This is a genomic window from Bacillus australimaris (assembly GCF_001307105.1).
In the GTDB taxonomy this organism is placed as follows: domain Bacteria; phylum Bacillota; class Bacilli; order Bacillales; family Bacillaceae; genus Bacillus; species Bacillus australimaris.
In genome coordinates this window covers 208,383-230,797 of sequence record NZ_LGYN01000012.1, presented here as the reverse complement: position 1 = coordinate 230,797, position 22,415 = coordinate 208,383, and the positions used below count along the sequence as shown (strand labels likewise).

Annotated in this window: 20 protein-coding genes; 15 read left to right on the top strand and 5 right to left on the bottom strand. The window is 41.5% G+C overall.

Annotated elements, in window-relative coordinates; genetic code table 11:
- Nucleotides 1-6 precede the first annotated feature (6 nt).
- The 11 genes from AKG37_RS07805 (at nt 7) to AKG37_RS07755 (ending at nt 13,975) form a co-directional block, all read left to right on the top strand.
- The gene (locus AKG37_RS07805) at nt 7-822 is read left to right on the top strand and encodes an ABC transporter ATP-binding protein (protein ID WP_060698288.1); all 816 of its coding nucleotides are present in this window, start codon (nt 7-9) and stop codon (nt 820-822) included.
- Nucleotides 823-996: 174 nt separating this feature from the next.
- Nucleotides 997-1,719 (top strand): response regulator transcription factor, encoded by a 723-nt coding sequence (locus tag AKG37_RS07800; RefSeq protein WP_060698287.1) that lies wholly within the window; start codon nt 997-999, stop codon nt 1,717-1,719.
- A gap of 3 nt (nt 1,720-1,722) precedes the next feature.
- Nucleotides 1,723-3,477: a HAMP domain-containing sensor histidine kinase gene (locus tag AKG37_RS07795; protein ID WP_060698286.1), complete on the top strand. Its 1,755-nt coding sequence runs from the start codon at nt 1,723-1,725 to the stop codon at nt 3,475-3,477.
- A gap of 135 nt (nt 3,478-3,612) precedes the next feature.
- Entirely contained in the window at nt 3,613-5,049 is a 1,437-nt protein-coding gene (uxaC, locus tag AKG37_RS07790) for a glucuronate isomerase (RefSeq protein ID WP_060698285.1), read from the top strand.
- A gap of 67 nt (nt 5,050-5,116) precedes the next feature.
- Complete coding sequence (locus AKG37_RS07785; protein WP_060698284.1) at nt 5,117-6,127, top strand: LacI family DNA-binding transcriptional regulator; 1,011 nt, start codon at nt 5,117-5,119, stop codon at nt 6,125-6,127.
- Between the two features lie 58 nt (nt 6,128-6,185).
- The gene (locus AKG37_RS07780) at nt 6,186-7,643 is read left to right on the top strand and encodes a tagaturonate reductase (RefSeq protein ID WP_060698283.1); all 1,458 of its coding nucleotides are present in this window, start codon (nt 6,186-6,188) and stop codon (nt 7,641-7,643) included.
- A complete protein-coding gene (locus AKG37_RS07775; RefSeq protein ID WP_060698282.1) occupies nt 7,640-9,133 on the top strand; it encodes a UxaA family hydrolase in 1,494 nt (497 codons plus the stop codon). Before AKG37_RS07780 ends, AKG37_RS07775 begins: the two co-directional genes overlap by 4 nt.
- Before the next feature lie 20 nt (nt 9,134-9,153).
- Nucleotides 9,154-10,542 carry a glycoside hydrolase family 28 protein gene (locus AKG37_RS07770; protein ID WP_060698281.1) on the top strand — a complete coding sequence of 463 codons (1,389 nt, stop codon included), beginning with the start codon at nt 9,154-9,156 and terminating at the stop codon, nt 10,540-10,542.
- A 175-nt stretch (nt 10,543-10,717) separates the two neighbouring features.
- Nucleotides 10,718-11,668 (top strand): ABC transporter substrate-binding protein, encoded by a 951-nt coding sequence (locus AKG37_RS07765; protein ID WP_060698280.1) that lies wholly within the window; start codon nt 10,718-10,720, stop codon nt 11,666-11,668.
- The gene (locus AKG37_RS07760) at nt 11,634-12,692 is read left to right on the top strand and encodes a FecCD family ABC transporter permease (protein WP_060698279.1); all 1,059 of its coding nucleotides are present in this window, start codon (nt 11,634-11,636) and stop codon (nt 12,690-12,692) included. Before AKG37_RS07765 ends, AKG37_RS07760 begins: the two co-directional genes overlap by 35 nt.
- The gene (locus AKG37_RS07755) at nt 12,689-13,975 is read left to right on the top strand and encodes a heme ABC transporter ATP-binding protein (protein ID WP_060698278.1); all 1,287 of its coding nucleotides are present in this window, start codon (nt 12,689-12,691) and stop codon (nt 13,973-13,975) included. The genes AKG37_RS07760 and AKG37_RS07755 overlap by 4 nt, the downstream gene beginning before the upstream one ends.
- 215 nt (nt 13,976-14,190) lie before the next feature.
- Here the strand turns inward: AKG37_RS07755 and AKG37_RS07750 are convergent, their stop codons facing one another.
- Nucleotides 14,191-14,505: a putative quinol monooxygenase gene (locus AKG37_RS07750; protein WP_060698277.1), complete on the bottom strand. Its 315-nt coding sequence runs from the start codon at nt 14,503-14,505 to the stop codon at nt 14,191-14,193.
- Nucleotides 14,506-14,765: 260 nt separating this feature from the next.
- Here AKG37_RS07750 and AKG37_RS07745 point away from each other — a divergent pair, with 260 nt between their 5' ends.
- The gene (locus tag AKG37_RS07745) at nt 14,766-15,335 is read left to right on the top strand and encodes a cob(I)yrinic acid a,c-diamide adenosyltransferase (RefSeq protein WP_060698276.1); all 570 of its coding nucleotides are present in this window, start codon (nt 14,766-14,768) and stop codon (nt 15,333-15,335) included.
- 91 nt (nt 15,336-15,426) lie between these two features.
- Here the strand turns inward: AKG37_RS07745 and AKG37_RS07740 are convergent, their stop codons facing one another.
- From AKG37_RS07740 to AKG37_RS07725, 4 genes are all read right to left on the bottom strand, one after another.
- Nucleotides 15,427-16,476: an NAD(P)/FAD-dependent oxidoreductase gene (locus tag AKG37_RS07740; RefSeq protein WP_060698275.1), complete on the bottom strand. Its 1,050-nt coding sequence runs from the start codon at nt 16,474-16,476 to the stop codon at nt 15,427-15,429.
- Nucleotides 16,477-16,551: 75 nt separating this feature from the next.
- Nucleotides 16,552-17,538, bottom strand: coding sequence for an ABC transporter substrate-binding protein (locus AKG37_RS07735; protein ID WP_060698274.1), 987 nt, complete (start codon nt 17,536-17,538; stop codon nt 16,552-16,554).
- A gap of 41 nt (nt 17,539-17,579) precedes the next feature.
- Nucleotides 17,580-18,884, bottom strand: a complete 1,305-nt coding sequence (locus AKG37_RS07730) for an NtaA/DmoA family FMN-dependent monooxygenase (RefSeq protein WP_060698273.1) — start codon at nt 18,882-18,884, stop codon at nt 17,580-17,582.
- A 274-nt stretch (nt 18,885-19,158) separates the two neighbouring features.
- Nucleotides 19,159-19,953, bottom strand: coding sequence for an AraC family transcriptional regulator (locus tag AKG37_RS07725; protein ID WP_060698272.1), 795 nt, complete (start codon nt 19,951-19,953; stop codon nt 19,159-19,161).
- A gap of 389 nt (nt 19,954-20,342) precedes the next feature.
- Here AKG37_RS07725 and AKG37_RS07720 point away from each other — a divergent pair, with 389 nt between their 5' ends.
- The 3 genes from AKG37_RS07720 (at nt 20,343) to liaG (ending at nt 22,397) form a co-directional block, all read left to right on the top strand.
- Complete coding sequence (locus AKG37_RS07720; protein WP_060698271.1) at nt 20,343-20,735, top strand: hypothetical protein; 393 nt, start codon at nt 20,343-20,345, stop codon at nt 20,733-20,735.
- A gap of 15 nt (nt 20,736-20,750) precedes the next feature.
- Entirely contained in the window at nt 20,751-21,416 is a 666-nt protein-coding gene (gene liaH / locus AKG37_RS07715) for a stress responsive protein LiaH (RefSeq protein ID WP_060698270.1), read from the top strand.
- Between the two features lie 111 nt (nt 21,417-21,527).
- Nucleotides 21,528-22,397, top strand: coding sequence for a LiaG family protein (gene liaG / locus AKG37_RS07710; protein WP_060698269.1), 870 nt, complete (start codon nt 21,528-21,530; stop codon nt 22,395-22,397).
- The last annotated feature ends 18 nt before the right edge of the window (nt 22,398-22,415 follow it).

Genomic DNA, 22,415 nt, shown 5'->3' with positions numbered 1-22,415 from the left:
CAACATATGAAATCACTTGAAACAGAAAAGCTTTGTATCGGTTATCAAGACCGTTTGATTGTGGAAGATTTAAATGTCAGTATCCCAAAAGGCAAGGTGACAACTCTGATTGGTCCAAATGGTTGCGGGAAATCAACCATTTTAAAAACGATGTCACGTATTATGAAGTCCAATCGAGGAGCTGTTTACTTAAATGGTCAGGCCATCCATGAGACGCCGACAAAAGAAATCTCAAAACAAATGGCGATCTTACCGCAAACACCTGAAGCACCAAGTGGACTGACCGTATATGAGCTCGTGTCATATGGACGTTTCCCGCATCAAAATGGGTTTGGCCGCCTATCAAATGAAGATAAACGAATCATCAGATGGGCGCTTGAGGAAACGGGTATGATCGCTTTTCATGATCGGCCAATTGAAGCACTTTCCGGTGGACAGCGCCAGCGTGTATGGATTGCGATGGCACTTGCACAGGAAACAGAGCTGCTCCTGCTAGATGAACCTACGACATATTTGGATCTTGCGCATCAGCTTGAGATTCTTCAGCTGTTAGAACGCTTAAATAGAGAGCAGGGGCGAACAGTGTTGATGGTCATTCATGATTTAAATCATGCAGCGCGTTTTTCACATTACATGATTGCTCTCAATCAAGGGAAAGTCATAAAAGACGGTACGCCTCATGAGGTCATGACCAAAGAGGTACTCGGCAAGGTGTTCCATATTGATGCAGAAATAGTGCTTGATCCTAGAACGAATAAGCCGATTTGTCTAACATATGACTTAGTGAATCATGAACGAAAGTTAGAAGCTGTGAACGGATAATAGAAGTAAAGGAACTCGGTGCAGCTGCCGAGTTTTTTTGCGTGTCTGATACTTCCTTGTACGGCCATTTTCTCAAGTTATATTTTTTCGCTTTTATGCAGAAAAGAGGTACTTTTTTACTTTAGACAATGGTAATATACGGTTAGAGATCATAGTCAGAAAGGAAAGAGATGCGTGGAAACAGCAAAAATATTGATTGCAGATGACGAAGAAGCAATTGTAAAAATGGTTGAACGCGTATTAAAAAAAGAAGGATTTCAACATATTTATAAAGCCTACCATGCAGATGAAGCGTTACATGTTGTCAAGAATGAGGACATCCACCTCTTACTCCTAGATGTAATGATGCCCGGTAAGTCTGGTTTTGATGTTCTTCCAGAAATAAGAAAATTAACGAAAGCGCCCATTTTCTATTTAACCGCAAGAACGTCTGATGTCGATAAACTGACAGGCTTTGCGCAGGGGGCAGACGATTACATCACCAAGCCATTTAACCCGCTTGAACTAGTGGCTAGAATTAAGGCTCATCTAAACCGAACATATATCTCCTTGCAGGAAGAGCAAGCAGAAACTCAAAGCCAATATCATTTTGCCCATTTCTCCTATCATCCTCATGCAGCCGAATTGAAAGTAAGAGGAGAGGTGACGGCATGCTCTGCTCAGCTTCTTTCTTTGCTGAAGTACTTTTGCGATCATCCGAATGTGGTTCTTTCAAAAGATCAAATCTATGAGAAAGTATGGGGCGTCCCATCATATGGTGATAACAACACTGTCATGGTTCATATTCGAAAGCTGAGAGAAAAGATCGAATTAGATCCGAGTCACCCTGAATATATTGTGACGATCCGTGGTATGGGATATAAATTTATACCGCATCCTGCAAAGGTTCTTCAATAATTTATGAATTTACGAGCAAAACTTTTCTTTCACTTTGTCGGACAAATGTTTATTGTGATTGCCATTCTGACGATCGGGCAGACGTTCTCTGAAAACTTATATTATATAAAACACTATGAGAACATGGCCGAAACCGGTTTAACAAAAGCTGATGGAGATACACTCATGAGCTGGCTATATTTTAACGAGGATGGAAAAATGGAAGCCGACGAACAGCTCAAGCAAGCAGTGAAAAAACGAGACGGCTGGCTGCAAGTAATTGATTCTAAAAAAAATAACGTCTATAGCTATCATCGTCCTAAAACCATTCCAACATCCTATCAAAAGGATGAAATGATCAAGATCTTTGAAAAGAGACAATTTAAAGATTACAAAATGTACTTTTGGCCAATTGAGATTGATAAAGAAAGCTTTATCGTGTTATATGGATTCAAAACGAACAGCACAAAAGTAGCCAATTATTTGAAGCAGCATGAGAAGAATTTGGCTGCGCTATCTCAATATTCGGTTGAAACGAAAGAATTCTTGAAGAGAATGAATGGATCGGTGCATCTATTCAATGAAGAAGGAAAATATCTAAAAGGCATACGAACCAACACCGATTTGAAAAATAACGTAACAGATGTTGAACTGCTCAAGTATCAATCGAAACCATGGGAGTTTAAAAGTGATCTGTCTTATATGAAAGTGAATAAAAACCTGTATATCATCGTTTCGGTACCAAATAAAGTATACAGCCCAGACGAACTTTACGATAAAGAGACAGACGCTTTAAATCAATATACAAACATCTTAATTGCAGGTCTTGCACTCACTATTATTATTGTGATGACATTATGGTATTCGTATCGCTATGGGCTACCAATTTATCACATTATTCGCTGGCTGATTTTCTTATCAAAAAATAAATTGCAGGAACCAACTAATAGAAAGGGAATTCCAGTCAGTAAAAATAAAAAAGGCCGTATTAAGCGGGAATATCGTTTATTTGAAGATATCCTAAAAACAATGGATCAGCTCACACATACTTTAAAAGAGAATGAAGCAAACCGAAGAAAAATTCAAACCACGAGGGAAGAATGGATTGCAGGATTGTCTCATGATTTGAAAACGCCTCTAAGTACGATTTACGGGTATGGACTCATGCTTGAATCCGATCAGTATCAATGGTCCAAAGAAGAAGTCATGGAAATGGGACAGGTTATTCGTGAAAAATCAGAATACATGTCGACCTTGATTGAGGATTTAAACCTCACATACCGATTGAAGAATGGTGCCCTTCCTATAAATCGGAGACCGGTTGAACTCAGTGAATTTTTAACTTCCATTATGGACGAGTTTTCAAGAAGCTCCTCATCTGAGGATTATCCATCCTCCTTTGAAGATCAAACAAATGGAGTTATATTTGAGATCGATACAGCATGGTTCAGACGAGTGATTGAGAACCTGCTGGCGAATGCAGTGAAGCATAACGAAAAAGGCACTCATATTACAGCTGTTTTATCTGAAACAGATGAAGAAGTTCGGATCGAGATGAAAGACAATGGCCGCGGGATGGCACAGGAAACGGTGGATCACCTATTTAACCGCTACTACAGAGGGACAAATACAAATGATCCAACGAATGGAACAGGACTAGGTCTTGCGATAGCAAAAGAGCTCGTCTTGCTGCATGACGGTGATATTCAAGTTGAAAGTGAACTAGGTACTGGAACAACTATTGCGATTATCCTAAAAAAATCATCACCTGTAAAATAGCCAAAAAACGATTTTCTTTTCTAAAGGAGATCGTTTTTTCCTGTTTTAGGATTGAAATCATCTTTGTAAACGATTACAATAAAATTGTTAACGTGAACAAAATATTTTTATCTATAAGAGAGATGGGGGAGTTTGATGAAAGCCTTTTTAGATGAGCAGTTTTTACTCAACAGTCAAACGGCGGAAAAGCTATACCATGAGTTTGCAAAGGACCTTCCAATTATAGATTATCATTGTCATTTAAGCCCTAAAGAAATTTATGAAAATAAAACCTTCCAAACCATCACAGAAGCATGGCTTTACGGAGATCATTACAAATGGCGTGCCATGAGAGCAAACGGTATACCCGAATCACACGTCACAGGGGATGCTTCAGATTATGAGAAATTTTTGGCGTGGGCGAGGACCGTACCTATGACCATTGGAAACCCTCTCTATCACTGGACTCACCTAGAGCTGAGACGCTATTTTGACATTGAAGAACTCTTAAACGAAAAGACCGCAGATATCATTTGGCAGAAAGTAAATGAAAAACTGCAAGGAGAGGGTTTTGGTGCGAGAGACTTCATTGTGAAATCGAACGTCGAAACTGTGGTGACAACAGATGATCCAGTCGATTCGCTTCACTATCATCAAAAGCTGCAGGAAGAAGGTTTCTCTGTGCAAGTGCTGCCAGGGTTTAGACCTGATAAGGCACTCGATATAACGAATGATTTATTTGTAGATTATGTTCACGAGCTGGCGGGGGTTTCGTCAACTCCAATTCAATCCTATCAAGATTTTTTGACAGCACTCCATGCAAGAATTGATTTCTTCCATGAACAGGGCTGTCTGATCTCAGATCATGCCATTAATGAAATGACTTATGAAGAAACGACCGAAGAAGAAGTGGAAGCCATCTTTCATAAAAGAATGTCTGGGCATCCATTGACAGAAAAAGAAAAGATCAAATTTAAAACACAAACTTTTATTAAGCTAGGTCAGGCATATTGTGAGCGTGGCTGGACGATGCAGCTTCATATCAATGCGCTGCGGAACAACAATACGAAAATGTTTGAGCGGCTCGGACCAGATACAGGATATGATGCGATGAATGATGAAGACATTGCCAAGCCGCTTTGCCGAATATTGGATCATTTAGAACAAGAAAATGCACTGCCAAAAACCATTCTCTATTCCCTGAATCCAAGGGATCATGTCGTGATTTCAACATTGGCTGGGAGCTTTCAAGACGGGAAGACACCTGGGAAGATTCAGCATGGCACAGCTTGGTGGTTTAATGATACGAAACAAGGGATGACAGAGCAGATGATGGCTCTATCCAGCATTGGACTGATCAGCCGTTTCATTGGAATGCTGACAGATTCACGCAGCTTTCTGTCGTATACAAGGCATGAATATTTCAGAAGACTGCTTTGCGATATCATCGGTGATTGGGTAGAAAAAGGAGAAGCCCCATATGATCTTGAGCTGTTAGGGGGAATGGTGAAAGGAATCAGCTATGAAAATGCCAAGCAGTATTTTCAATTTGACCGGGTAAAGCAGCGCCAGCAATCAAACAAAATCACATGAAGAAAAGGCAAGAAAATGAAAGCGGTTTTATGATAAGATGGTAAAAAATCATAAAAGGCGGAATAGCATGACAGTCACAATTAAAGACATAGCAAAATTGGCAAATGTTTCTCACACCACGGTATCAAGGGCTTTGAATAACAGTCCTTTTATTAAGGAGAAGACAAAACAAAGGATTTTGTCGATTGCAAAACAGCTGAATTATTCACCGAATGTCCATGCGAGAGGCCTTGTATCACAAAAATCATTTACAATTGGTTTGTTTTTTACGAGTTTAACAGAAGGCACATCCTCCAGCTTCTTTGTGGATGCGTTAAAGGGTGTCAATAGCGTCATGACAGAGCATTATAATCTCTTTGTAAGAGGAATTGACGACTTTCACGATTACACAACCATTCATAAACAACGCTATGATGGCATTTTGCTCATGAGTCAAAGCGAGCACGATGAAGCGTTTATCCATCATGTCAAAAAACAGGGCATTCCGATTATTGTGCTGAATCGCCGTGTAGAAAGTAATGAAGTCATGAATATATTAGCAGATGATAGTCAAGGAGCTTACCAGGCAGCGCACTATTTCATTCAGCAAGGACATGATCAAATTGCCATTATTGAAGGGAAAGAAGGCTTTAAATCGACCCAAGAAAGAAAAGCTGGTTTTCTGCAAGCGCTAATTGATCACCATATACCTATGAGGAAAGAGTATATGATGAAAGGTGACTATCACATGAAAAGTGGCTATGAATCAATGGAATCGCTGCTTTCTCTTCATGATCCACCAACAGCGCTTTTTTGTTCAAACGATGATATGGCAATAGGTGCAATGAATGCTTTATATGCAAAAGGAAAAACGTGTCCAAATGATATTTCTATAATCGGTTTTGATGATATTGCCTTTTCATCCTATACAACACCTGCCCTAACAACGGTGAAAAAGCCGATTGAAAAAATGTGTGCACTTGGAGCAGAGGCCATCCTATCAGTGATAAACGGTGAAGAACAGGAAGAAGATCATATGGAAAAAGTGTATGTCCACACAGAGCTGATGATCAGAGATTCAGTCAAAAAGGTGCAGTAATCAGCACCTTTTCAAGAAAATGTTCACGTGTGCATATCGAGTGGAGAGGGGAATCAATTTGAAACGATTATCTAAAGCCATATACCCGGCGCCTGAGTATCCTGAAACGATTTTGCAGATCGGCGAAGGGAATTTTATGCGAGGATTTATCAATTGGCACATCCAGAAGCTGAACGACTGCACAGATTTTAAAGGAAGAGCGGTTGTTGTTCCTCCCCGAAAAGGGTCGGTGACGGCTTTGAATGAACAAGATGGCTTGTACACATTATGTATTCAGGGATACCATGAGCAGCAAGAAATGAATGAACGTATGATCATCCAATCGATTAGCAGGGGAATTAGTACGTATACGGATTACGAGGCGTTTCTACACGTAGCTGAAAACCCGGATCTTCGCTTCGTTTTTTCAAACACGACAGAGGCAGGACTTGTGTTCAGAAAGGAGGATCGGTTGGAGGATAGGCCTCAAGCCAGTTTCCCAGGAAAGCTGACAGCGCTCTTGTATCACCGGTTTAAAACATTTGCTGGAGATGAGCAGAAAGGTCTTATCATTCTGCCTTGTGAATTGGTTGAACACAACGGTGATCGTTTGAAGGAATATGTAATAGGTATGGCAGCTGAGTGGGAGCTGCCGCCTGCGTTTATTACTTGGATTAAGGAAGCCAATACGTTTTGTAATACGCTTGTAGATCGAATTGTCCCTGGATTTTCTAAGGAAGCGGCTGAAATCGTCAAAAAGGAAGAGGGGTATATCGACGAATTACTTGTCACGGCAGAATATTACCATCTGTTTGTTATTGAAGCACCTGCCTTCGTCCAAAAAGAGCTTCCCTTTCAAGAAGCAGGGGTAAATGTACTGTTTGTAGAGGATATTGCGCCTTATCGTATGAGCAAGGTGCGAATTTTAAATGGTGCACATACAGCAATGGTGCCGATTGCCTGCTCATGCGGTATAGAAACTGTAAAAGAAGCTGTGGAAGATGAGCATGTTGGTCCGTTTATCCGGCGAATGCTGGAGGAGGAAGTACTGCCAGGGCTTGAACTCCCAGATGATGAGCTACTTCTGTATACACAATCCGTTTGGGATCGTTTTTGCAATCCATTTATAAAGCATCAATTGCTGGATATTGCTCTGAACGGGGTATCAAAGTTCCGATCTCGAAATCTTCCGTCATTACTTGATTATGTCGAGCAAAAGAAACAGCTGCCAATGAAACTTGTGTTTTCACTTAGCAGTCTCATTTATTTTTACAGAGTACATGCAGAAAAGGTAAAGGATGATGAGACGGTGCTGAAACTCATGAAGGAAGCATGGGAAGAGGAGAAGCATTCCAATGAAGCGATTGCAGCGAGAATTCTTTCATGTGAGCTATTATGGGGCAGAGATTTAACGGATGTTAATGGATTGAGTCACGCTGTAGCTGATCAGCTGACGTTCATACAGAAGCACGGCATGAGAGCGGCTGTTCACCGAATGATGCTTCATCAATATGAAAGTCAGGGGGAGAAAGCATGAAAGACTTTATTGTAATCCACCCTTCAGATAATGTCGGTATTGCTTTAAAAGCTCTTGAGCAAGGTGAGGAGCTGCAGCATCAGGGGCATACTGTTATCTTAAAAGAGAGCGTCGCCAAAGGTCATAAGTTTGCATTGGCTCATATCAAACAAAGAGAAAATATCATCAAATATGGCTACCCTATTGGTCATGCAACGACTTCAATTTCTGCTGGAGAATGGGTGCATACGCATAATATTAAAACCAATCTATCAGGTAAACTCGAATACGAATACCATCCTTCATTAACAGAAAACCCCTATAAAAAAACGAATCTTACATTTAAAGGATATAAACGAAAAAATGGTGAAAGCGGGATTCGCAATGAGCTTTGGATTGTCCCTACGGTTGGATGTGTGAATGGCATCGCCGATCAAATCATCCAAATTTTCACCGCTGAAATGGGCGGAAACATTAAGCCTTTTGAAACGGCTCTCGTATTAAAGCACAATTATGGCTGCTCACAGCTTGGGGACGATCATGAAAATACTAAAACCATTTTACAAAATGCGGTGAAGCACCCTAACGCTGGAGGAGTACTCGTCCTTGGGCTTGGGTGTGAAAACAATGACATTGAGGATTTTCAGTCCACATTAGGTGAATATGACCGTACGAGAGTGAAATTTTTAAGAAGCCAAGAAGTAGGAGACGAGATTGAGCAGGGAGTCGCTTTACTCAAGGAAATTTATGATGCGGCGAAAGAGGATCATCGTGAAGACATTCCGTTATCTGAGCTGAAAATCGGCTTAAAGTGCGGAGGATCAGATGGATTCTCTGGTATTACCGCAAATCCGCTTTTAGGCAGACTGTCCGATTTTATTGTCGCACAAGGCGGCACGACAGTGCTAACAGAAGTGCCCGAAATGTTTGGTGCGGAAACGATTTTAATGGAGAGAGCAGCATCAGAAGCGACTTTCGACAATATTGTGCAAATGATCAATGACTTTAAACAATACTTCTTGGATCATCGACAGCCAGTATATGAAAATCCTTCCCCGGGAAATAAAGCAGGTGGAATTTCGACATTAGAGGATAAATCTCTTGGCTGTACACAAAAAGCAGGTACTTCTGACATTCAAGATGTATTGAAATACGGGGAGCTGCTGAAACGAAAGGGATTGAATTTATTAAGTGCACCTGGTAATGATTTGGTTGCTTCTTCTGCACTTGCCGCTTCCGGGTGTCAGCTGGTCCTTTTTACAACAGGCAGAGGGACACCCTTTGGCACGTTTGTTCCAACAATGAAAATTTCGACCAATACAGCCTTATATGAAACAAAAAAGCACTGGATTGACTTTAATGCTGGGGAACTGCTTGAAGATGTACCGGAAGATGTTGTGTTAGAAAAGTTTATTTCAACTGTCATTGATGTGGCGAGCGGCAAGCTGTTAAATCATGAAAAAAACAATTTTAGAGAGCTGGCTATTTTCAAAACAGGTGTCACACTTTAAGTCGACTGGGGGATGAGGAAGTGTCTAAAAAACGAGATTTGATGTATATTACAGCCGGTACGGTGCTGACAGGGATTGGAATAGCGCGTTTAGCCAAGCAAGGGAAAAAGGACAAAGAAGTAAACGGCATAGCTCAGGTGCTAAAGCAGATAAAAGCGCCGCTGTTCCCAGATCGTGAATTTAATGTGGTTCATTATGGTGCAGATGCGAAAGGGGCAGAGCTTTCTACAGATGCCATTCAGTCCGCCATTGATGATGCGCACCGGTTGAAAGGAGGACGTGTGCTGATCCCAGCAGGGACGTTTGTGACAGGTGCTTTAGAATTGAAAAGTAATGTAGAGATTCATCTGCAAGAGAATGCCTATGTGACATTCAGCCAAGACCCAAAGAATTATCTGCCCCTTGTACGAACAAGGTATGAAGGGGTTGAGCTTTATAATTATTCACCTCTCATTTATGCACACCATGCAGAAAATATCGCCATTACTGGAGCTGGAACGCTTGATGGCAGAGGTGATGAGCATCATTGGTGGCCTTGGAAGTATGGGACGAATGGCCAGCCCTCTCAGGATCGGGACCGCCAGCTTTTGTTTGAAATGGCTGAAAAGAGAATACCTGTAGAAGAAAGGGTATTTGGAGAAGGTCATTATTTAAGGTCGAGCTTTATACAGCCATACCAATGTCAGCATGTTCTGATCGAAGGAGTGACAGTGAAGGATTCACCAATGTGGCAAATCCATCCTGTATTAAGTGAAAACGTCATCGTCCGCGGTGTTCATATTATTGGGCATGGGCCAAATACAGATGGTGTCAATCCAGAGTCTTGCCGGAATGTGCTTATTGAAGATTGTTTTTTTGATAACGGAGATGATTGCATTGCCATCAAATCGGGCAGAAACGAGGACGGACGGAGAATAGGGATTTCATCTGAAAACATCGTCATTCGTAGAAATGAGATGCGGGATGGACACGGCGGGGTGACGATCGGGAGCGAGATCTCTGGCGGGGTAAGGTATGTATATGCAGAGAATAATGTAATGGACAGTCCAAACCTTGACAGGGCACTGCGTATTAAAACCAACTCTGTCAGAGGCGGAACCATTGAACATATTTATTTTAAAAACAATACAGTCAAAAGTCTGAAGCATGAAGTGGTCTGTATCGACATGATGTATGAAGAAGGAGATGCTGGGCCGCATCGTCCTGTTGTACGTCATATTGAAATAGAAGGACTCAAAAGCAGCGGCGGAAGATATGGTGTGAAAATAGCCGCCTATGCACATTCTCCTGTGACACATTTTAAAATGAAAGATTGTGTCATAGAAGATGTGGCGTATCCTCTATCTTTAGAGCATGCAGTCTCTCCTTCTTTTCAGAAAGTTGTCATCAATGGAGAAGAAATCAATTGATAGAAAAGTGAAAAACAGTCTTTTTAGAGGCTGTTTTTCTATTTTATGAACAGAAAAGACGCTTTTAGAAATCACATATACAACCTATCTGCACTGTAGTATAATATTCCCGAAATTAGAAAAGAATTGACGAAAGAGATTTCGTCAAGCAGTACATAAATCAGGGGGTTCATTCATGAAAAAGTTATCAGCTATTTGGCTATCGTTATTGCTTGTGGTGGGTGTTTTAGCAGGATGTGCAGGCGCTGAGACAGATCACAAAGCATCGGGGTCACAAAATAAAGAAACTGCCACTGCGGCATTTCCAGTATCGATTAAGGATGCAGCAGGCAAAACAGTCGAAATCAAAGAACAGCCTAAACGAATTGTTTCTTTAATTCCGAGTAATACTGAGGTTGCCTATGCACTTGGCCTAGGAGATAAAATGGTCGGACGATCAGATTTTGACAATTATCCAAAGGAAGTTGAAAAGGTAGAGAAGATTGGCGGACTTGAATTTAATGTCGAGAAGGTCATTTCCTTAAAGCCAGATCTTGTATTAGCACATGCATCTCAAATGGGATCAAAAGATGGATTTAAACAGCTTGAAGATGCAGGGATTAAAGTGCTGACTGTAAATGATGCGACATCCTTTAAGGGTGTGTACCAATCCATCAATATGATCGGTGAAGCAGCTGGCGTGAAAGAGGCTTCAACGAAACTTGTAGACGAGATGAAATCAAAACTGAATGATCTTAAAAAACAAGCAGAGGCGATTTCAAAAGATAAACAAAAAACAGTTTTTGTCGAAGTCTCAGGTGCACCGGAAATCTATACTGCGGGTAAAAATACATTTATAGACGAAATGCTTTCTGTCATTCATGCCAAAAATGCTGCTGGGGATCAAACTGGCTGGGTACAAATGACGGAAGAATCGATCATCAAACGAAATCCTGATGTCATCGTCACAATTGATGGTTCCAGCTTAGCTGATCTGAAAAAAAGAGACGGCTGGAATGCAATCAAAGCAGTGAAAGAAAAACAAGTCTTTCAATTGAATACGGATCTCGCATCAAGACCGGGACCGCGATTGGTTGAAGGAGTCGAGGCTCTTGCGAAAAGCGTCTATCCTGACACGTTCAAATAAATTAATCCTCGCATATACACTGAGTGCTTTACTTCTTGTAATAAGCATTGGAATGGGAATCTCCTTTGGAAGCTTAGGGATTCCCATTCCTTCTATTCTTCGTATATTTGTTCATGAACTATTCGGTGTGCAGATTGGAACCATTGATTCAATCGATCGCAATATTATGATGAACATTCGGCTGCCGAGAGTGATTTTAGCGGCATTAGTCGGAGCAGCATTGGCGTTATCTGGTGCAGCTTTTCAAGGTTTATTAAAAAATCCTCTTGCTGACCCTTACACGCTGGGAGTATCTCAAGGGGCATCAGTTGGAGCCGTAGCGACCCTGTTTTTTAGCTTGCAGCTTCCGTTTTTTGGTCATTTCACACTTCCTTTATTTAGTATGGCAACAGCACTGCTGACCCTGTGCCTCGTTCTCTTTTTTGCACGTCTTGTTCATCGTGGGATGAGCATCTCTTCTTTAATTTTGACAGGGGTGATTTTCAGCTCTTTTTTGGGCGCACTCATTTCATTGATGATTGCTTTAACCGGTGATGATTTAAAAGAGATCATTCATTGGCTTCTTGGCAGTGTGTCTATGAGGGGCTGGCGTTATATTGCACTTTTTCTCCCCTTCTTTCTCGTTGGGACATGTGCGTTACTGTTGATGGGGCGAGATTTGAATGTCATGACGTATGGTGAGGAGAAGGCAAAGCTATTAGGTGTACATGTGAAAAGGAGCAAATATGTTGTGCTGCTGGCGGGTTCAATCCTGACAGGAAGTGCGGTAGCAGTATCAGGAACGATCGGTTTTGTAGGACTTGTGATACCGCATTTTATTCGTCTTTTAGCTATTACGGATCATCGGCATCTGCTGCCTCTATCTATGCTGAATGGTGCTTCCTTTCTTGTTTTAGCAGATGTGTTATCCCGTACGATCATTGAGCCGACTGAATTACCGATTGGCATCATTACTGCGTTAATTGGCGCACCTGTATTTGGCATCATCCTCATTCGTAAATATAGAGGAGGGACGCAGTTATGATTCAAGTGAAAGGAATCAGAGGTGGGTATGGAGAGAAAGAGATCATTCGTGGTATCAGTCTTGAAGTAAAGCAAGGAGAGTTTCTCGGTATACTCGGCCCAAATGGGAGCGGTAAGACGACCCTGCTAAAAATGCTTGCAGGAGTTTTAGCACCTGAGAGCGGTGAAGTACGCTTAAGCGGTTACCTGATTCAATCCTATCAGCCAAAGGTGCTTGCGCAAAAAATGGCAGTTCTACCGCAGAAAACAGATCAGGCTTTCTCCTTTACAGTAGAAGAAACCGTTCAATTCGGTCGTTATCCATATCAAAAAGGATGGCTGCATTCTATCACACAAGAAGATGAGGATGTCGTCAACAAAGTAATGGAACAAACGGATGTTGCAAAGTTTAAGGATCAATCCATCCATGATTTAAGCGGAGGAGAGCAGCAACGTGTATATTTAGCACAGGCATTAGCGCAGCAGCCTGAATATTTATTGCTGGATGAACCAACGAGCTTTCTTGATTTGGCCTATCAAAAAGAATTGCTTGATTTAATTAAAGAAGAAACGACTTCTTCTAGGTTAACGGTCATTGGTGTATTTCATGATGTGAACATTGCCAGTTTGTATTGTGATCGGCTGCTACTGCTTCATGAAGGAAAGACGGAACAGTTAGGACAGCCGCATCACGTCTTGACCACTGAACGGATCAATCGTGTGTATGAAACAAATGTGACACCGCTACAGCATCCATTTAGGGCAAACCGTCAGCTGATGATCGAGCCTGCTGCCTCTTCTAAACCATCAAGTGTAAACATAGCGGGTGGCTGGAGGACATATGGCCTAGAAGGAATGACGTTTTCCATTAATCAGCCTCTTCGCATTCTTTCCTCACATAAGAAAACCGGCGGGTTCTTTTGGAAAAGGTCTATTGGAACGGGGACGAAGACGCTTTATGAACAGCTAGAGTCAACCGAAGATATGGTGTTTTTCGAGCAAGCTAACGGATTAGCGCAATATGCCGCCGAAGACGGCGAAGACAATATGATCCTTTACGGCATGCTTCAGCAAGAAAAGTTGACCATTTGGCTTATCCTGAAAGGATCTTTATCAGACGGAGCGTCTGTTCAGCTCATGGGGCAGCTTGTCCATATCATTAAACAAGAGACGAGTCTTTCCATTCATCATTTTTGTATTGCTGCACCCAATACGCAAGAAACAGAAGAGGCTGACCTTTTATTCGAAAGGTTAGGACAGAAAGTGCACCGTCTTCTTCAAACATTGAATGCCGTTCAAAAGTGAACGTACAGTTATTTTTAGGTTAGTTGAGTAAAACAGTAGATTTTAAAAGGACAAACACATTTTAGATATGTCTAAAATGTGTGGTCCTAATTTACGCTTTTTCAATTAACTCACACTGTTTGTTTAAGTACATTCGTTCGCAATCTTTGCTTTAAATAAAAAAAAGCTGCCACAATGACAGCCAGTCCTAATTTTATATCTAAGGCGGTTTAATACTAATTAGATGAAATGCCCTTTCCGCCTTTTGTTATTAAAGTATTGATTCTTTCCATACCAGTAATAATTGGTTTCGCACGACTTATTAATGTTTGGGTAGCTTCGTGACCTAGAGACGCTTGATGGGCATCTTCATTTGCCCACACTTCATAAACATAAACAGAACTTGGTTCATTCTCAGAAATATGTACAAGATATATTTCACATTCATCCAAATTCTTCATTGATTCTGCTGCATCTAACAGAATATCAACCATTTTTTCTTTTTCGCCTTCTTGTACTATAAACTTGTTAAATAAACTAAATTTACTCATACCATCCTCCTTCATTTTGTCTTAATCACATTTTAGACATTATGAACTATATCCTCAATTATTATTTTATAAGGAAATAAAGAGGATGGTTCGCCTTCATAATGGACTATCTATCCTCTTATTTAATATCCTAATTTAACAAATGGTTCACTTTTCTGTTTCATTGATGACATTCATTCACCATGTTTTAGTAAAACAACTACATCCTATTGAGTTCGGGTTATACTAAATGAACGAACGATAGAAAAGGGGGCAAACCGTTGAAGCTATATACAAGAACCGGGGACCAGGGTCAAACAGGCTTGATCGGAGGGAGAGCCGATAAAGATGACGTGAGAGTAGAAGCGTATGGTACATTAGATGAGGCGAATAGTTTCATTGGACTTGCGCATGCAAATTTACGGCAGCATGGCGAATTGTTTCAAGATATTCTGTCAGAGCTCATCGTTATACAGCATGAGCTATTTGACTGTGGCGGTGATTTGGCAGCAGTGAAACCACCTAAAGAGGGCAAATTAACAGAAGCCTCTGTGGTAGTCCTCGAGCAAAGAATGGATGTCTATGTAGAAGAAGCTACACCGCTCACTAAGTTTATTTTACCGGGCGGTCAGGAAGGCGCTGCTCTCTTACATGTGGCACGGACAGTCGTTAGAAGAGCAGAGCGGCATATTGTAACACTCGCTAAGCAGGAGGAGATTCCAGCCGTTGCGCTCACATACGTAAATCGTCTATCCGACTATTTATTTGCAGCATCCAGAATCGTAAATCATCGTCTTGGTGAAGCGGATGTTGAATATGAACGAAGTGCAGACGTGTTTCGTTCTAAATAAGGAAAAGCACTCTTCGAATGAGAAGAGTGCTAAACGTCTTCCTTCTGTAAGCACAGAAGGGATTCCAAGTCTTGCTTGTTCAACGAAAACGTTATTTCGTATACAAATGCTTCATCAGCTCTTTGTTTTTTTGAATAAATATGTCATTGTGCGAAGAAACCATTCCACGAGCACTTGCATCAGGCATTATGTATTGCTTGGCTTGGTTTACCGCATTCGCCGCATCCTGGAAAGCCCCAGCAATCAAATGCAATTTTCCTTCATGATGCAAAATATCGCCTGCTGCATAAATGCCCCGGACTGACGTCTCACTCAGTGGAGTTCCTGAAATCCAGTAATCTTTCTGCTCTAGTTTAATCGTGCTATTCGCAAGTAATTCTTTGTCTCGCTCGTATCCATGATTGATAATGACTTCATCTATGGCTAGCTCAAATAAGGCATCGTCCTGATTATTTTTGAGGACAACCGTTTCAATCCGCTCATGATTGTCTGCTGCGATGAGCTTTTCAATCGAGGTATGAAGCAGGCATTCGACAGAGCTGTTATTAAGTCGTGATATTTCGGCTTCATGTCCTTTTAAAGCATCTTTCCGGTAGGTTAAATACACTTGCTTGGCAATCGGTTCCAGCTCATTCGCCCAGTCAATGGCTGAATTACCACCACCTGAGATCAACACGGTTTTATCTTTAAAGCGTGCAAGGGATTTGACCGTATAATGCAAATTTTGAACCTCAAATCGTTCTGCCCCCTCAATATCCAATTTAATCGGCTTGAGGATACCTCCTCCAACAGCTAAAATGACGGTTTTGGAGTAATGTTTTTGATTGGACGCGGTGTGGAGAACAAAGTGACCTGTTTCGTCTTGAGAAATAGAGGTGACCTTTTCTCCGAGTACGACCTTTGGTTCAAAGGTCAGTCCTTGAGCAACAATTTGTTCGATTAGCTGCGAGCCTGGAACAGGCGTTAACCCTCCTATATCCCAAATCATTTTTTCCGGATAAACATGAACCTTTCCTCCAAGGAATGGCTGGAATTCAATCAGCTTCGTTTTCATTTCACGCAATCCACTATAAAAGGCGGAAAACAATCCAGCAGGTCCACCGCCAATAATTGTTACATCATATACTTCCATATCCTGCATCGTACAATTCGCCCCACTTCTTTTGCTTCATTTATTTTTAAAAATGACCATAGTCATGAGTTCATAATTGCAGTCTCATTGATTTTCTAATTGCTGCTGCAAGGCTTCTAAAAACTGGATGCGGCTATAAGCAGGTCCACCTTCAAGGAGTGGATGTACCACATTGATATAAACCTGATCCTTTTTAAAGGCTGTCATGTTTTGAATCACAGGATTCTTTTTCATGTCATCAAATGCATGTTGTGCCTCTTGATTTTCATCCGTAGAAAATTGTACAAATAGGTAATCTGGATTCATTTCCCCTAGCTGCTCGACAGAGATTGCTTCTTGCGTTTTTGCCAAGCTAACAGGCTGAGGAACGGCGAGACCTAGTTCGTTATACAAGACAGGATTGAAATACACATCTTCTGGATATACGTAGGCTTGTGCTCCACGAATTCGAATGACGGCTACTTTTTTATCCTTGAGCTTCTTCTTTAACGATGCTTTTGCGTTTTTGACATCTGTTTTATATTGAGTGAGGATTTTCTCTGCTTTCGTCTGTTTTCCTGATAAATCGGCCATTAGCTCTAAATTAGCCTCCCAATTTGTCGCAATATGTGAGATCGGAATGGTCGGCGCAATTTTCTCTAACTTGTTTAGTACGACTTGTTGAAATTTAGAGGAGCCTAAAATAACGTCAGGTTTCAATTTTAATATTTTCTCAAAATTCGGCTGCTGTTTTTCACCGATTGATTCGGAATCGCTAGTGATTGAAGCAAATATTTTCGGAAACTTTCCTCCTACTGATATTGCCCCTGCTGGATGTACATCAAGTACAACCGCATCTTCCATTGCTTCCATTGCCCCAGTAATGACGATTTTTTCGGTTTTCTTCGGGATGATATACTTTTTCCCAAGATACTCTATTGTTTTCGTAGCAGCATCACCTGAATCTTCAACTTTGGCATTTTTGCTTCCGGAGGCTGTAGTTGATTGCTTTGGCTTGTCTCCTCCGCCGCATGCTGCCATGATCAGCATCAATAAGGAAATGAAGCCGATGATCATTAATTTTTTATTCATCTTTTCAAAACTCCTTTCAAACTGTCTATTGTGGTCGTGCTTTATTTCATACCCAGATGCTCACGCAAGGTGGACCCAGTATATTCATTCCTAAACAAGTCATGTTGGACGAGTAAAGGGACCAATTCGTCAAAAAATAATTCTAGTGATTGTACCGAGCCTGGAAGAGCAATGAATCCGTCTAAAGCGCCTGCTTCAAACCATCTGGTTATTTCTCTCTGTGCATCCTCAGCTGTTCCCACGATCATCCAGTGTGCCGATCCAATGACCTCAGGCCTAGAGAGTAGTTCTCTTACGGTAGGCTGCGTTTGTACAATCAACCTGCGCAGCAAATCAGCATGAGTCTGACTGCGTACCTGTTCACCTATTCCTTTCAGCATATCGGCAGGAACGGGTTGATCTAAGGGAAGGTGACGAATATCGAGACCTAGAATCGATTGTATCGCTGCATAACCTTGTGCAGTGCTTAAATGGGAATGCGCCTCTCGATACATTTCAAGCGCCTCGTCACGTGTTTTTCCTATAAAAAAGTACAAGCCAGGCAGCACACGGATTTCATCCGGCTGGCGGCCATGCTTGCATGCTCTTCTCCTCAAGTCTTTCCGTAATTCAATGCCTGAGGCCATATCAGGGGTTGCTGCAAACATCGCATCTGCAGTTGAAGCGGCAAAATCCCTCCCCGTTTCCGAAGCACCCGCCTGAAACAAAGGAATAGTTCCTGATGGATGGGCCGGTACATTGAGCGGACCCTTAATTTGAAAGAAATGCCCCTCATGATGAATAGAAGAAATTCTCTCCTTGTCAGCAAACTGTCCTGTCGTTCGATTGATGAGCAGCGCCTCATTTGGATAGCTCTCCCAAAGTTTGCGTACAACGTCCGTAAATTCCATCGCCTTCTTATATCGTTCTTCTGAAGATGGCATGGGTAAATGGCTAAAATTATCGGCTCCATCGATCGAAGTGACAATATTCCAGCCGGCACGCCCATTACTGATCGAGTGCAAGGACTGAAGTTGTCTCGCCACTACATAGGGAGGATTGAACGTAGTCGAGGCGGTTGAAACAAGACCGATTTGATCCGTCTCATGAGCAATTGATGCAAGCAGAATCGCCGGATCAAGACCGCCAAAGCCAGGGGAGTGATCCAATGACTCTATGTGGAGGACCAGTGCATCCGGCTTAAAAAGAAAGTCAAGCTTGGCCATCTCTGCTCTCTTTGCAAGCTCGACGTAGAAGTTAGTTGAGAATAAGTGTTCTACCATACTGTTTGGATGCTGCCAGCCTTTTCCCTTCAACCAGGTCGCTGACAAGGACAATCCGATACAAAGCAGCCTTTTTTTGTTCACATCATCTGCCTCCCTGTCGTTGCTGAATATCACTCAGCATTAATTGATATTGATAATCATTATCATAAAATAGTATAGCAAGGACCTCGTGAAATGCGAATACACAAATAACGAATATCATATGCATTATTATCTAATCTGGCTGACAGAAGAGGGCTGATCTTGGTCAATTTCAATTTCCGAGGCAGTTAGGCTGGTTGCTTCATAGAGAGCTGTAGAAACCCTTTCAGGAATGAGACTGGTATCCATCGTTTTAAGAAGAAATACGACAGATTTATTTTGCAGTATATGCGCTAGGCGGCACTCCGAATTTCTTTTTAAATAGTCTGCTAAAATATAGCTGATTGGGATAGCCGACAGTCATAGCAACGTCACGAATCGGAATATTACCTGCCTTTAGTATTTCAAGCGCTCTTTCCATACGATACTGGATGACATAGTCAATTGGGTGAAGTCCGGTATATTTATGGAAAAAGTATGAGAAGCTTTTAGGGTTCATATCGAACAGTTCAGCGAGATCCTGAAGTGTTAATGGAATCATATATTGTCCTCTAATATAAGCAATGGCTTCCTCGATGACCCTTTCATGAGGAGAGCTCTCTTTCTGATTACAGCCCATGAGCATTTGATATAGGATGCGCATAAATAATTCTTTGACTCGAAGTTTTCCCATCCCGCCAGGTGTATGGACATTCTGATGGAGCATGGTGAGTATTTCAATGATTCTCGGATTTGATCCCGTTTCCAGCTTGAAAACAGTGTCGCAGTCAGATTGCTTATCACAATTCAAATGATAGAAAAGTGAATGATACTCGTATTCTGATTGACTGATCACCTGCAGGGCAAGCTGGCATTCTGGTGTTACATGCATGACGGACCCTGGCTGCAAATCGTAGTTCTTCCCATTGACATTCAGTCTAGCTTCCCCGCGAATGCTGAAAAGAAAGCCAGCGCATTCTGTCTTAAACTCCCTTAATGTACTATGGGGCTGGATGACTAAACGATAGATTTCTTGTATGTGAAAAGGATGACTAGCAAATAGATCAGCTAGTTGATCTTTATTTACCAATGTATGACACCTTCCTCTTACTTGATTTAGATACAACTTATTCTGTGATTCTACCATACGTTTAACACCACTCTTCTTATCGATGAGTGTCTCAGCGTGTAGACAAACCCTCGCATTCGGTGTCAGGTCTGCGCACCGGTGCTCACGAATGTCAAATTCGCTCCGCTCCGGTACTCGCCCTTCCTAGACTGCAAATGTTTTCTATCACGCTGAACAGAAGACAAAGTGCAACACTCTTCTTTTTCGAAGAGTGTTTTTTGTTTGATTCACCCGTTCAGTCTGAGCATTGTTACGACTCTAGTCGCAATCAAAGATCAATCTGTGACACGTTTTGCCGGCTTTCTTTTTTGACTATAGTTAAAGCAAGGAGCAAGAAAGGAGGCATGAAGATGAAAATAACAAGTAAAACGATTATCGGTTCAATTTTATTGTTTGTCGGTTTATCCATCTTCTTTGGTGGTTCATTAGGTGGACTGATACCGGTTTTGATTGGGGCATGGCTCATCTATGCAGGTGTTAAAAAATATGAAAAAGGCAGTAAAACCTTAGGGGTCATTCTAGCAGTTATTGGTGTACTGATCGTCGTGCAATTTCTGCCGTTTTTACTCGGCATCGCATTTGCAGGGGTACTTCTTTATTTTGGTTGGTCGATGATCACTGGTGAATCTACCAAAAAATCATCAAGCAGAGCATATATGGAACCAAACACGGCACCCAATACGGAGGAACCGATTCACACGTCATTTGATCAAGAATGGGAAGACTTTTTAAAGAAAAAATAAAAGGAGGAACATCAAATGGTATTAAGAAGAGTAAGAGATATGTTTGTTGCAACTGTCAATGAAGGCTTAGATAAATTGGAGAATCCGCGTGTCATGCTGAATCAATACGTTCGTGATATGGAGGATGATGTTGCGAAAGCGAAACATGCCATCATCAAACAGCAAACGATTCAGCAAGGCTTCCTGCGAAAAGCAGAAGAGACGGAAGCATTTGCTGAAAAACGAAAGAAGCAGGCTGAGCTTGCATACCATGCGGGAGAAGAGGAGCTTGCACGAAAAGCGCTCACAGAAATGAAGTATTTTGAAGAAAAGCACAACGAATATCAGGAAGCGTACCAGCAATCTGTGAAACAATTAAAAGAGCTGAAAGAGCAATTACAGCATTTAGAAACGAAACTGCGTGATATTAAAGACAAAAAGCAGGCACTGATTGCAAGAGCAAATGCCGCACAGGCAAAGCAGCATATGAATGATTCAATCAATAAAGTAGACAGTGAAAGTGCGTATAAAGAGTTTCTTCGAATGGAGAACCGTATTGAAGAAATGGAAACAAAAGCAGGCAGTTATGCACAATTTGCGGATCAAGGGGCATATGCTCATTTAGACTATGCCGATGAGGTTGAAAAAGAGTGGCAGAAGCTGAAGCTAAAAAAGCAGCCTGAACAGCAGCAGGCAAACTAAGAAATAGATATCAAATCGGAAGAAAAGCAGGCTTTTTCTTCCGATATTTGATTTCTTTCTGTTTCGCTTTTCCTTATAATGAAAAGGTCAGAAGATAAAGGGATGGTATGAATGAAGCGATTAATCGGTCTAATTTGTATACTTGTAGGTATCTTTTTAATGATTGGTATGCTTTTCAAAAATGAAGGTCTCTTTCAATTAAGTTTTTCCCGTGAAAAACCAGTGACAACAGCTTCAGCGAAAATAGATGAAATTGATCAATTAGATATTTCTCTTTCTGGGTTTCGCGTAAAGGTAAAACCTGAAAATCGTTCCGATATTTCCGTGACGGCAGTCGGTGGAAAAGGGAAAATGTATGCGGAGCAAACAGGCGATACCTTCAAAATTCGTGCTGAAAATAAAAGCTTCTTGTTTTTCACTCAATTTGAAAAAGGAGAGCTTTTAGTTAAAATTCCAACAGATTATCATAAAAATGTGAAGATTACGGGTGGAAGCGGCGTCAGTGAGTTTGTTGGAGATGGGAAGCTGTCTCTTCAAGATGTGATACTCAAATCAACGAGCGGAAACCTCACAGCTGAGAATTTCTCAGCAAAAAATGTAGAAATCAAAGCAACCTCTGGCAGGCTGGCAGTGTCTCACATCGATGCGAAGGATAGTGATATTGGTGCAACTTCGGGGCGTGCCGATATTAATGATGTCAAAGGAGAGCTGCAATTGGGCATGACAAGCGGTAGATTGACGGCAAGTTTTGATACAATTGAGTCACCTGTCTCCTTTCACATGACATCAGGCAGCGCGAAATTTAATTTGCCAGATGAAGGAGACTTTAACGTTCAAGTGAAAAAAACAAGTGGAAGCGTCGATCACTCATATCAATTTGATCAAGTGGATAGTGAAGGTCGGGGCTTTAAAGGTACGCAGGGAAAAGGGACACATTTAGTCGATATTGAAATGACAAGTGGTAAACTGAAGCTGCGGTAATGTACGGAAGAAAGGAAG